The organism is Pseudomonas sp. (assembly GCF_030150285.1).
In the GTDB taxonomy this organism is placed as follows: domain Bacteria; phylum Pseudomonadota; class Gammaproteobacteria; order Pseudomonadales; family Pseudomonadaceae; genus Aquipseudomonas.
In genome coordinates this window covers 78686-90770 of sequence record NZ_JASLGE010000074.1, presented here as the reverse complement: position 1 = coordinate 90770, position 12085 = coordinate 78686, and the positions used below count along the sequence as shown (strand labels likewise).

At 53.8% G+C, this 12085-nt stretch carries 11 protein-coding genes; 6 read left to right on the top strand and 5 right to left on the bottom strand.

Annotated features, from left to right (window positions below; translation table 11 throughout):
- From Q1W15_RS16910 to Q1W15_RS16885, 6 genes are all read left to right on the top strand, one after another.
- Positions 1-959 (top strand): ABC transporter permease (locus Q1W15_RS16910; RefSeq protein WP_300730379.1); only part of this gene is annotated, 959 nt, incomplete at its 5' end.
- A gap of 30 nt (positions 960-989) precedes the next feature.
- Complete coding sequence (dapA, locus tag Q1W15_RS16905; RefSeq protein ID WP_300730377.1) at positions 990-1904, top strand: 4-hydroxy-tetrahydrodipicolinate synthase; 915 nt, start codon at positions 990-992, stop codon at positions 1902-1904.
- 94 nt (positions 1905-1998) lie between these two features.
- Positions 1999-2829 (top strand): IclR family transcriptional regulator, encoded by an 831-nt coding sequence (locus tag Q1W15_RS16900; RefSeq protein WP_300730375.1) that lies wholly within the window; start codon positions 1999-2001, stop codon positions 2827-2829.
- Positions 2830-2932: 103 nt separating this feature from the next.
- Positions 2933-4084 carry an alpha-hydroxy acid oxidase gene (locus tag Q1W15_RS16895; protein WP_300730373.1) on the top strand — a complete coding sequence of 384 codons (1152 nt, stop codon included), beginning with the start codon at positions 2933-2935 and terminating at the stop codon, positions 4082-4084.
- A gap of 206 nt (positions 4085-4290) precedes the next feature.
- Positions 4291-5082 (top strand): pyrroline-5-carboxylate reductase, encoded by a 792-nt coding sequence (proC, locus tag Q1W15_RS16890; protein WP_300730371.1) that lies wholly within the window; start codon positions 4291-4293, stop codon positions 5080-5082.
- 332 nt (positions 5083-5414) lie between these two features.
- The gene (locus Q1W15_RS16885; RefSeq protein WP_300730369.1) at positions 5415-5597 is read left to right on the top strand and encodes a hypothetical protein; all 183 of its coding nucleotides are present in this window, start codon (positions 5415-5417) and stop codon (positions 5595-5597) included.
- Between the two features lie 382 nt (positions 5598-5979).
- Here the strand turns inward: Q1W15_RS16885 and Q1W15_RS16880 are convergent, their stop codons facing one another.
- The 5 genes from Q1W15_RS16880 to Q1W15_RS16860 all read right to left on the bottom strand — a co-directional run bounded on the left by Q1W15_RS16880 (position 5980) and on the right by Q1W15_RS16860 (position 12085).
- On the bottom strand, positions 5980-6108 hold the full coding sequence (locus Q1W15_RS16880) for a hypothetical protein (RefSeq protein WP_300730367.1): 129 nt from the start codon (positions 6106-6108) through the stop codon (positions 5980-5982).
- Between the two features lie 179 nt (positions 6109-6287).
- Positions 6288-7055, bottom strand: a complete 768-nt coding sequence (locus Q1W15_RS16875; RefSeq protein WP_300730365.1) for a DUF6708 domain-containing protein — start codon at positions 7053-7055, stop codon at positions 6288-6290.
- 485 nt (positions 7056-7540) lie between these two features.
- Positions 7541-8587, bottom strand: coding sequence for a DUF6708 domain-containing protein (locus Q1W15_RS16870; RefSeq protein ID WP_300730363.1), 1047 nt, complete (start codon positions 8585-8587; stop codon positions 7541-7543).
- Positions 8580-11255 carry a T6SS effector BTH_I2691 family protein gene (locus Q1W15_RS16865; protein ID WP_300730361.1) on the bottom strand — a complete coding sequence of 892 codons (2676 nt, stop codon included), beginning with the start codon at positions 11253-11255 and terminating at the stop codon, positions 8580-8582. The genes Q1W15_RS16870 and Q1W15_RS16865 overlap by 8 nt, the downstream gene beginning before the upstream one ends.
- Positions 11252-12085, bottom strand: a complete 834-nt coding sequence (locus Q1W15_RS16860; protein ID WP_300730359.1) for a DUF4123 domain-containing protein — start codon at positions 12083-12085, stop codon at positions 11252-11254. The genes Q1W15_RS16865 and Q1W15_RS16860 overlap by 4 nt, the downstream gene beginning before the upstream one ends.

The following is a 12085-nucleotide window of genomic DNA, read 5'->3' as shown; positions in this document are numbered from 1 at the left end:
TCGTCTTCATCATTTATGACCGGGTGTTCGGCTTCACCACACTGACCGGCGAAGATCCGGCCTCCCAGGCTCGTCGCGACACGCGCGCGCGGCGTGCGGGCAGTGCCGTGCTGGCGGCCATGGGTGCCGTCAGCGACTGGCTTATCGAGCGTTTTACCTTCAAGCCACAACGCAAGCGGGCTGAGGGTTCGCCGCTGGCCCTCAGGTTTTTTGTCTGGACGGTACTGATCATGATCAGCCTGCCCGCCCTGCTGATGATCCCGATTTCCTTCAGCAGTGCTGGCTTGCAATGGCCACCGTCCGGCATGACGCTGCAGTGGTACCAACAAATGCTCGACACCCCGGTGTGGACGCAAGCGCTGGCCCGCTCGCTAACGGTCGCAACCGGTGCCGGTATCTTGTCGATGCTGATTGGCGTGCCCGCTGCGTTTCTGCTGGCAAGGGGACGAATTCGCGGTAAAGCAGCGCTGCTTGCCTTCCTGCTGTCACCGATCATTGCGCCCCGAGTGATCATTGCGCTCGGCCTGTTCTACATGTTTGCCGAGTTGAAACTGGTGGGCACCTCGATCGGCCTGATCATCGGGCATACCGTGGTGTGCGTGCCGTATGTGGTCATGACCATGGTCGCGGTGCTGCGCAACTACGACGTGCGCCTGGATCTGGCCGCGCAAAGCCTGGGGGCCAGCCCGATCCGAACACTCAAGCACGTGACCTTTCCTCTGCTGGGTGCCGGCATGTTTTCCGCCTTCCTGTTTGCCTTCGCCACGTCCTTCGATGAGCTGACGATTGCCCTGTTCTCTTCGGGTGGCCTCAACGCGACCTTGCCCAAACAGTTCTGGGACGAGGTGACCTTGCAGGTTTCACCGGTCATTGCCGCCGTATCCACCTGCTTGCTGGTGTTTATCACACTGCTGATTTTCGGTGCCGATCGCCTGCGTCAGCGCAGCTTGGCGCGCTGATCCCGTAACTCATTTCTAGGAGAAGTACCCATGCTTAATTCTGAACACCTCAAAGGCATTTTCCCGGCAATAACCACCCCGGTGCAGAGCGATGACACGATTGACGTCAACGCGACCCAGGCGCTGTTCACCTGGTTGACTGGGCAAGGCGTAGACGGCGTTGTGCCACTGGGCGGCACCGGCGAGTACGGAGCCTTGTCCAGGCATGAACGGGTGCGTTTCGTTGAGCTGTGCGCCAAGCTTGCCGATCAGCGCATGCCCGTGATTTCCGGGGTGCTGGACACCGGTTACCACGATGCGATGACCGCTGCCGAAGACTTTGCCAAAGCGGGGGCCGACGGCCTGCTGGTGATCACGCCCTACTACACCAACCCGACCCAGATGGGCATCCGCGATTATTTCCTGCGCTACGCCGACGAGTCACCGTTGCCAATCCTCATTTACGAGATCCCATATCGCACGCGAATCTCGATTGATCCCGAGGTACTTCACGAACTGTCCAGGCACGAACGCATCATCGGCATGAAAGCCTGCAATACCGACATGTATCACTACCTGAGGGTCATGGCTGGCGTGGACAGCTCGTTCGCCGTACTCAGCGGCGAAGACACGCTCTTTCCGCTACAGGTCGCGGCAGGTGCCACAGGAGGCATTGTGGTGACCGCCAACCTGCTGCCCAAAACCTGGCGAAAGGTGTTCGACCTGGCCACCGCCGGCAAAACCAGTGAGGCATTGGCGTTGCACCGGCAATTGATCCCGCTGATGAGCCTGGCGTTCTCTGAGACCAACCCAGGACCGATGAAGTCGGTGATGGACTTGATCGGCGTCAATGCGCCTGCCCTTCTGGCCCCCCTGCGACAACCCAAAGAAGAACTGCGAAATGCGCTGAGAGCCGAATACAGCAAACTTCTGGATATGTACGAGCAGGTGCCGGCCAACCGTTAACATAAGCGGTGTTTCTCCCGTGCCCCGACGCTATGCAAGGGCACGGGCGAATGCCACACTATAACTACATAACATTTTATGGACCTTTCAGATAATGCCGATCTCTCGCCCTGCAAAAGCCACAAAAAAAACTGATATAAAAGAGGCCGGGGATCCTCGCAACTCGTCATTGTATGTCGGGTCAACTGAAAAGACCTTCCAAATACTTCATGCGTTTGACAACCCCAAACGACAGATGCCACTTTCTGAAATTGCAAAACTGTCCGGGCTGGACCGAAGTGCCGCTCAACGCCTGGTATTTACATTGGAAGCATTGGGTTATCTTCGCCGTGTACATAACACGCGAGATTACGCACTGACATCCAAGGTGCTGCAGTTTTCCTATAACTTTCTATGCGCCCATGAGTTACTGCACAAAGCCGCCCCTTACTTGGTCGACCTGAGCAGCAACCTCGGCGAAACCACCAACTTGCAAGAACTCGACGGGCACGAAGTCGTCTACGTTGGCCGTTATCCTGGCCGGCACTTGATCAATGTCGACATTATGGTCGGCAGCCGCTTGCCCGCCGTATTCACAGCCTCGGGCACCGCCATCCTGTCCCATTGCAGCGCCGAAGAACAAGAAGCCGCCATTGAGGCCACCCACTGTCGGGCAATGACGCCTTATACCGTTACGGATAAAGGTTTATTGCGTGAGCGCCTACAGCGCGCCGCAGAAACAGGCTATTCCATTATTGCCAATGAAACCGTTCTGGGCGACATCGCCGTGGCCTCGGCCATTCTGGATGAACATGGACATGCTGTGGCAGCGATCACCATTGCGGTGCCGACTACGCGCTGGACAAAAGAACGCGTCGAAGAAGAACTCACGCACCATGTACAAGTGGCAGCCACTTCAATCTCTGCCAAGAAGTTCTTTTCTTAAATAAAATAATAGTTATCACCACCTACCTCTTGCCAGGGTTTAAACATGCAACAAGGACTTAACCGTCCGTGTTGCATTGACCTTGATGCCGAAATGAGGGCTTATGTCATCTCTATTGAACTTCTTTGATTACAGGGCCCGCGCCAGGCGCTATTTGCCAAACGCGTTATTTCAATATATCGATCGAGGCTGCGAGGATGAACGGGCGCTTTCGCGCATCCGCTCAAGTCTGGATCGCATCACCCTGACGCCCTCAATACTGACTGGCGTCGATTGCCCTGATCTCAGCACCCGTTTATTGGGTCAAGCACTCAATATGCCGGTGATCATTGCACCCACGGCGCTGGCCGGAATGGTGGCCTATCAGGGTGAAATCAAACTGGCGAAAACTGCTCGGGATGCGGGCATCCCTTTTTGTGTGTCGACCCAATCGGTCACTACGATTGAGGAAATCAGGCAACACGTACCCGATGCCCTGTTGTGGTTTCAGCTCTACGCCTGGAAGGACCGCAACCTCACCCGCCAATTGCTGGATCGCGCCCAGGCAGCACAGGTGGAGTGCCTGGTCATTACCGCCGACACGCCCGCCAGTCCAAAGCGCGAATACAACGTCAGAAACGGCTTTTCCATCCCGTTGAAACCGACACTCGGGCTGACGCTGGATGTACTGCGCCATCCCTCATGGCTGGTGTCGGTCTGGCTGCGGCATACGCTGTCATCCGGTATGCCTTCCTATGGGCACTACCCCGAAGCGTTTCGAAGCACTGTCACCCAACAAACGGTCCACGATGCGGTGAAACTGGACAATTGCCTGAGCTGGAAAGATATCCGGCAAATACGCCAATGGTGGCATGGGCGAATCATCATCAAGGGCGTGCTAAGCACCGCCGACGCGCTGATCGCCCGGGATGAAGGCGCAGACGCTATCGTCGTGTCTGCACATGGCGGGCGCAACCTCGACAGTGCTCCGGCCCCCATAGACGTACTCGCGGCCATCGCACAACAGGTGCGCGGCGATATGCAGATCATTGCCGACAGCGGCGTGACGCGCGGCAGCGACATCCTGAAATATCTCGCGCTGGGCGCGGATGCGGTCATGGTCGGGCGCTTGCCTTTATGGGGGTTGGCAGCCGCTGACCAGGCAGGTGCAAACGCCATCATGCAGATGCTGAAAGAAGAAATGGACCTCACCTTAAGGATGTCAGGCACTCACTCGGTGAGCGATTGCAGGCGCTCAGGTTTCCTGAACTCGTAAGCACAATGCATCTTTCCAAGGGCTGTACGACCTGTGTTAGAGCGACGGTCAGGCGAGGCAAAACAGGTTTGCAACAACCTGGCCGCGCATGACCTTACGTGGTCTTAATAAGCATTCCGAGCCTGTGTTCAACGCGGCATCGCCGAGCGCAGATACATTTCGAACAGAGCCTCACACACGCCCCAAGGCTTAACGGGAGAAACAACATGAACGTGCTTTTTATTGGCTACGGGCGCATGGGTAGCGCCATCGGAGAAGCCTGGCAGGCAAGTGGCCTGGTGACGTCCCTCAGCGCCATCGACCCACATCAACCGCCCGGTCTTCGAGCAACCCTGTATGCAGACCTGCACGCGGTGGCAGAACAGTCCTTCGACCTGATAGTGATCGCGGTCAAACCCGACAAGGTCTGCAGTGCCGCGGCGTCCCTGCCCGATGCAGTCTGCAAGGGTGCGGTGGTCATTTCGGTGGCGGCCGGCATCACCTGCGAGGCACTGGACCATGCACTTGGCCGGCGCTGCCCGGTAATCCGGGCCATGCCCAACACCCCGGTGCTGGTCAATGCTGGCTGCACGGGGCTTTACGCAGACGCGAGGCTCGATGACACACACCGTGCCCTGGTCAGCCAGCTATTCGACAGCGTAGGCCGCAGCTACTGGCTTGAGCAGGAAAGCCTGCTCGATGCCGTCACTGCGATTTCGGGCAGCGGCCCGGCCTACTACCACCTGTTCAGCGAGGCCCTGGCCCAGGCCGGCGTGCTGCTTGGCCTGGACCCTGCACTGGCGCAACATCTGGCCAGCCAGACCGCACTGGGTGCCGCTCGCCAGCAGACCCAGGCTGACGCAAACATGGTCGATCTGCGCCTCGCCGTCACCTCACCTAACGGCACAACTGCAGCAGCCATTGCCGTCTTCGAACAGGACCAGAGACTTCGGCGCTTGATCGAAGCCGCCACCCAGGCGGCCTATCAACGCTCGCAAGCACTGTCGACGAGCAGCTAAGGCATAACCAACCCTCAACGCCCACAGATGCAGTTCGGCAGCAGCTACGGAAAACCCGTAGCCGTGGCCGGGTTTAGCGAGACTGCGTCCGACATGATACCTTTCGCTTTAAGGCTGATAACACACCACTGCCGCTATAAAGAACAACAAACATTCAAACACCCCCAAAAGTGTCATGCTAAATCAAAGAATAAACTCCTACATCAATCTACGCCTCATCCTTCTTTCCACGCTGCCATTCAAACACCCAACGCATTAAAAAAACAGATAACCTAATTCAGCTCCATCAATAAATACCACCCAATGCGAAAAACCCATAAGGACTCGCACTCATGAATAAATCCAATAACAAAGCCATTATTGTAGCACTCACTCTCTGGGCCTCAACTGCAATAGCCCAAGCCCATGCAAATGACGCCCCACCCAAGAAACTGAAAGAGGTTATCAACACTACCCTCACAGACGACAAGTACGCATGCTGCATAGACTCATTGGGCGGCGGGCGCATTCTTTAAACCAACGCCACCATCAAATACAAACAGAGCATCGCTTAAAACAAGCGACGCTCTGTTTTTGATCAAATTGATGCCAGTTACACGCGAGCATTCGTACATCCCCCCTAACTATTGAGTAGGTATTGGCCTGGGCCACATCAGGTAGCTGACGTAGCCGCTGCTTCATGCCGTTGCCACACAGTTTGAACATGCCGCCGCTAAAAGCCGTGACATACATGGACTTACCCAATAGTGAACCACTTACTCGACCCACTCCCACCTCTACTTTATACAACACTATAAACCGGGTGAAATACAACCAGGAACATAAGGAATAGGGGTGCACTTTCCATAACGTATTTTTCCATGTTCAATTCTGAAGAGTACTATTTTTCTGGCCTTGTTAACCGTCGCTTGGCAATCCCCCCATTTCTATGCCTGTCAGTTTTACTAGTGCAGCATCCTGCACCGCCATAGATTCAAATAAACTCGACAGATTAGTTCCAAGCAGTTCTACCAACTGCACTGCCATATACGCACTCCACCCATTCAGTATCCCGCCCACGACACCCACACCAACCTCTATTTGTGCGAGTTGGCATGCCGCTGCGCGACTACCCCGCGTAATTCGTCCTGGCTCATCAGCAACGGTGTGTTGCTGATGAACTTGCCGCGATGGTCGACGCTCAACGCTTCGTTTGTATGTTTGTATTAATGACTCGGAATTTGCACTGAAGCGGCAGCCTCATAAGCCAAGGCTGCGGCTTCTGCCTTTTCGCGATATTCAAAAAGCGCGGCTACCGCAACTTCATCCAGGCCTACGACCTCACCGGATGAAGCCGGCTCAGGTAGACGATACGGATCGTCTATTGAAATCTGGCACTGCGCCTCCACCTCATCAGGCCAGCGCGGACGGCGGCATGTCATTTGTGAAATCCAGCGTAAGAATGCCCAAGGCACAGTCATTAGCAAAAACTTAGGTGAATACGTACTTAAACCTCCTACTTGGATCGTTATGCAGTTTCGCAATGTAGGCTCCGCCGAAACCACCAATGCCAGTGGAGGAAATGGCAAATCCCCGGGTGACTCTTCCATATAACGACGAATCATTTCCCAATGCTGTAGCACCTGCGCTCTTGTGTCGAAAAAATTTCCTACCGCACAAGTAAAACGGATAACACCATCAGAATCCAAGTAATGGCAACGCAAATCATAAATAAAGCCATACCCAAACTTAGATCGACCTACAAACCAATAAAACTCATCCCACCCCAGAGAAAAAACACCATCAGAGGAATTACGTTGAAAAACATAAACCTTGCGATTAACTCGATTAAATCGAATAGGGTAGTGAGTATAACAAAAAAAATCTCGCAGCACGGCACCTTTAAAAATCCAAAGAAATAATGCAAAAAATGGCAATGAAAACATCTGCATAAATAACGCCTCCATCGTCGTGGGTAACACCCCATCGTGCATGGGTTCACCTGATGCAATTAACAACATCACTCCAGCCCACATATTAAACACCGTGATTATAAGCCCTCCTAATGCAGCATAGCCACGAAAAAAAAAAGTGACGATCCATATATTCTAAAAATACACTATTAACTTTCAACATCCCATTGTCGATTGGCGGGAGAGAAACAGAGACCTTAGGATCCAATCGCGCCTGAACCTCATAATCACTAAGCAAGCGATCAATCTTGTACTTGGTTAACCATCCATCAAAAGGTTCCGAATGTTTGCCTCTCATGTTAGCTCTCCATCGTCTTCCTTACCTACCAACTGCACTGCCATATACGCACTCCACCCATTAAGTATCCCGCCCACGATACCCACGCCAACCTCTATTTGTACCCACTTAGGCAAGTCGGCATGCCGCTGCGCGACTACCCCGCGTAATTCGTTCTGGCTCATCAGCAACGGTGTGTTGCTGATGAGCTTGCCGCGATGGTCGACGCTCAACGCTTCGTTTGCATACCTTGAACCGAATGAGCAGCCTCATATGCCAAGGCTGCAGCGGCTGCCTTTTCGCGATACTCCAACAACGCTGTCTCCGCCACTTTATCCAACCCAACAACTTCACCGCATGAAACCGGCTCAGGTAGACGATACGGATCGTCTATTGGAATCTTGCACTCAGCTTCCACCGCCTCAGGCCAGCACGGGCGGCGGCATGTAATTTGCGAAATCCAACGAATAAATGCCCAAGGCACCGTCAGCAACACTAATGAAGGTGAGTGCCCAATTGTTCCCCCCACCTGAATAGTTATGCAGTTTCGCAATGTAGGCTCCGTTGAAAGCACCAACACTAACGGTGGAAATGGCAAGGCAGCGGGAGATTCTTCCATATAACGACGAATCATTTCCCAATGCTGAAGTATCCCCGTTCGTGTAGCAGCAATACACCCAACGGCGAAGGTGTGACGCACGAGCCCCTCAGCGTCCAAAATATGGCAGCGCAAGTCAAATATTATATCTGAGCCTCTTCCCGAGCGGCCAACAAACCAATAAAGCTTATCCCAGTCCAGATCTAATACTCCCCCTTCTCCATTGTGGCGAAATACGTAAACCTTGCGATTTTTACGATTGAAGCGAATCGGATAATGCGTATAACAAAAAAAATCTTTAGCCAAAATAAAATAACACATGGCTAAAAATGACAATCCAAACAACGCAGTTACGAACCACCCTGAAAATATATGCTCAAAAGTCAAAACACCCACACTACGCGGCGGAACATAAATAAGCACTCCGAACATAATTGTAAAATACACACATAGACCAGCGATCGGCACTCCCACCAGCGCGGCCCATCCACGCAAAACAAAATAACGATCTACAAACTCTAAAAACACCCCATTACACTTAATTAAACCTCTGTCCACTGGCAAAATATCTATCGGGGTCGCAATATCAAGGAATCCTTGAGTTTCATAAGCCGTCAATTTCCTATTAACTTTATAGCGCGTCAACCAACCATCATATAATCGTGCCTCTTCAGTCACCGGACACCCCCATTTCTATGCCTGTTAGTTTTACTAGTGCAGCATCCTGCACCGCCATAGATTCAAATAAATTTGACAGATTAGTACCAAACGGTGTTTGGCTCAGCCATTTTTCCATTTCATCATCGCGAATCAAATTAATAACCCACTCTCCAAGCAGTGACAGCCCTGCCAAAGTCAAAAAAACGATAAAACCCACACCTACGGGCATAAAGTTAATGAATATTGCAATCGAGGTAATCCCACCGATGACTCCTATCGACGCACGCAGCATAAAAACAGGAACATCACCACTTCTCCATACTTCTAAAGCACTCATAACATCAAACACCGCAGTTAAAACTCCGCCAATTGTTCCCAGGGTTTTTGCAATAGACTTTACAAGAGCCAAGTTAAATGATAGCTCACCTCCATAAACTCCCCAAAAGCTTGCTAGACGTAGTTGAACTCCAGGGTATTTAGACAAAACAACACCCGCCAACTCAACACCCGCGCCCGCCAAACTAAATGCTGCTGCCGTCAAGTTGATGCCCGTCTTACGCGTAACGCCTTCCTTATCTACCAACTGCACTGCCATATAGGCATTCCACCCATCCAGTATGCCGCCCACGACACCCACGCCTACATCCAGACTCGCCAACTTCGGCAAGGTGGCATGCCGCTGTGCGACCACCCTGCGTAATTCGTCCTGGCTCATCAGCAACGATGTGTTGCTGTTCAGTTTGCCGCGACTGTCAATACTCAAAGCTTTGCCTACATCAGCGTCGTACATCAGGTTCCAGCTAAAGACTTTTTTCTGACGCGCATTCCTGTGGCCTGTAGGCTTGCGCACACCAGATTGCATTTCCAACTGTCTGAGTTCTCTGGTGACCTTGTTCTGCAACGCCCTGCGATCAATCCCCGGCTGCATCAATGCAACCTTCTCACTGATGATATGTGCCATTTGCGCCTCCGAGGCTTTAGTCGACAACGCCAGGATCTGTTTGCCCGACAGGGCACCCAGAAGGCCGAGCACGCGGTAGCGAATACTCAAGTCCAACGCCCCCGACGCTCCGGTTTTCAAGGGCGTGCCCAAGCTGCGCACTAGCGCCCCAGAGATCTGATGCGCAAACCCGGCCGCCCTGGCCAGGCCGCCGCTAACCAAACCTTTGTCGTACTCGTCCATCACATGACCAAACGCATTCAGCACGTTGCGCCACGCAAATGGGTTGCCCAGAACCAACTCTGGCGTGGCGGCTTCGTCCAGGCGTTCAGCAATCCGATCGTTGTTCAGCACCAACGCCCGCATCGTGAGGTTGTTGGGGTCGCTGTAACGCCCGCGCAAGTCCTCCACAACTTGATCGATGATCAGCGGGTGCCCGGTCAGTCCGGTCAAACTGGCGGTCACCAAGGTGGTGAAGCACAAGCCACTGTCCCATTCCTCTGGGTCGTGGTTGCACAGCATGCTTTGCCGGAATGGCTCACCCCAGTACCAGCCTGCCAACGCTTTCACCAGCGGCGTGACGGTGGTCTGCATAAACTGCTCAAGATCTACCTGGAGTTGCTCTTCAAACGCAACGCGATCAGCTTCGCGGTAGTTGTCGATGTAGCGCTCCCAGGCGTCGGTTCGGGCTTTTTGTTCCTGGGCCGGAGACAAACTGGAAAAGATCAAATCGTTGCGTTCACGATCGGCCTCGCTCCACTCCGGGTACAGCGGCATCCCTTCTACAGTCGCGTATCGCTGGCTTTGATGGCGTTGCAATGCCGTGGCCACCGCATCCTCTTCCAGCATCTGGCGCAGCCCTTGAATCGCCGTCGAGGTGGCTTTCTTCCAGGCGCGATCGTCCTTGCGCTCAAACCCCTCGACGTGACCGAGGACTAATGCATTGAGCTCCAAGGTGATCCCTACTGGGTCCATCAACGCGACCATCGCCGCAGGCATGGCTTTGCCCGACCGTTGGGCGCTGGCCAACAACAACGCCAGTTGGTCATGGCAATTGTGGAAGTCCTGTGGCGAGTGACTGAACGCCTGGTAGCGCCAGTCGTTGACACCCTTCAACGCACTACCGGGTATAGCGAGAGGGTCGGCGTATGCTTCCTCTTGCTCGGCAGGCATGTGATATTCCGCAACGCTCTGCCGTGCCGTGCTCAACTCCGCCAAATGCGACTGCACCGACTGCCCCTGACTCCTGGCCCAGTCGCCAATATCAATTCGCCGCATGTGCTTTTCACGGAACGCCTGGTGACGATGGCGCTCCAACACCCTTTGCGTCCAGGCAACGTCGCTAAAGCCTAACCAGACTGCCCCGGCGCGATCGGCGTCCGGAATCATCACACAGCGCGAAGCAGCCGATTGCGCCATGCGCGAGCAGGGGCTAGCGCCTTCGGGATTGGGTGGCGTTTTATCGTGAATGTCATATTCAACAAGGTAGGCGTGCGCGGTGACCACGTAGGCTTTCCACTCGCCGCGTACTTCATTGAACACGTATAAGTAACCCGCTCGTAAGTGGCGCAAGGTGTAGTGAGCGCTATCATCGGGTAGTGGTACAGACAGATCTCCCCCAAAGGGCGTCTGAATGGGGGGCGCATTGAATTTTGCCGGTTGTGCCACGGCATAACGCAATGGCATCAGCGCCAGGCCCTGCTGATCACAGACCGCACAGGCTTTTGAAGGATCACATTGGCTCATTGGGCCTCCTTTGAATGATGCAGTTCTTCGTCATTGACCCTCAAGCACGCACCGACGTAGGTGCAATGCCCCATACGTAGCGTTTGTAGAGCATTCGCTAGTGTTGGGTGCCGATGAATGTCTGCACCAAACTTCAACGCCTGAAAGACATACAGTTGCAGGTCGGCTGCCTCGCTTAGCCCGTCGTCAAGCGCACGTCGCAACCATGATTCGATTTGTCGAACCGATGTGATGTCCAAAGCGTTGCTTGGCTCTCGCCGGTGCAGGTTTTTCAAGATTCGATTTAGGATGCCTATGCGCCCTAACGATAAGAGTTGTTGCGGCTCCAGAATCAACGAATAAGTTTTCAGTTCAGGGCGTAGCTCGCACTGCCATTGGCCTGCCCTGTCCTGCCAACACCAAACGTCAGCCGGTCCCATCAAGGACGCCAACTGCGCAGGCGTGAATATCCAGCGCAAGTGCTCAAAGACCCGAGGATCGTAAAAACGCAAAAACAGTTGTTCACCAGCGGTATTTTTTATCAGTAAACGACGTCCCAAGTGGCGGACCATCCTTTCGACGGGTTCAGTGCTTTTAATAAACCCGCAGAACAATGGTTGTCCGTTCGCGCGCTCCCAATGCCAGGCACGCTGTACTAATTCCAAACGCGATGTGAATGACAGCTTAAGCAGGTCGACCAGTACAGGTAGCTGACCAGGCGAAGCGCTCAGCCGTGGAGCACTTAAGGGGTGATGAGGCAGGTCAACCCAAAGATCGCGATCAACATCAAAAGGATTGACCAGCGCAAAGGGGCAATCCGTTATAAGACGATGCTCCAGAACAACGCTCAT

Bases quoted from the DNA above. Each gene is read 5' to 3' on its own strand.
- proC (WP_300730371.1), top strand. From the start codon at position 4,291: ATGAACGTGCTTTTTATTGGCTACGGGCGCATGGGTAGCGCCATCGGA.
- Q1W15_RS16860 (WP_300730359.1), bottom strand. From the start codon at position 12,085: ATGAGCGTTGTTCTGGAGCATCGTCTTATAACGGATTGCCCCTTTGCG.
- Q1W15_RS16875 (WP_300730365.1), bottom strand. From the start codon at position 7,055: ATGCACGATGGGGTGTTACCCACGACGATGGAGGCGTTATTTATGCAG.
- Q1W15_RS16885 (WP_300730369.1), top strand. From the start codon at position 5,415: ATGAATAAATCCAATAACAAAGCCATTATTGTAGCACTCACTCTCTGG.
- Q1W15_RS16895 (WP_300730373.1), top strand. From the start codon at position 2,933: ATGTCATCTCTATTGAACTTCTTTGATTACAGGGCCCGCGCCAGGCGC.
- dapA (WP_300730377.1), top strand. From the start codon at position 990: ATGCTTAATTCTGAACACCTCAAAGGCATTTTCCCGGCAATAACCACC.
- Q1W15_RS16900 (WP_300730375.1), top strand. From the start codon at position 1,999: ATGCCGATCTCTCGCCCTGCAAAAGCCACAAAAAAAACTGATATAAAA.
- Q1W15_RS16865 (WP_300730361.1), bottom strand. From the start codon at position 11,255: ATGAGCCAATGTGATCCTTCAAAAGCCTGTGCGGTCTGTGATCAGCAG.
- Q1W15_RS16880 (WP_300730367.1), bottom strand. From the start codon at position 6,108: ATGGCAGTGCAGTTGGTAGAACTGCTTGGAACTAATCTGTCGAGTTTA.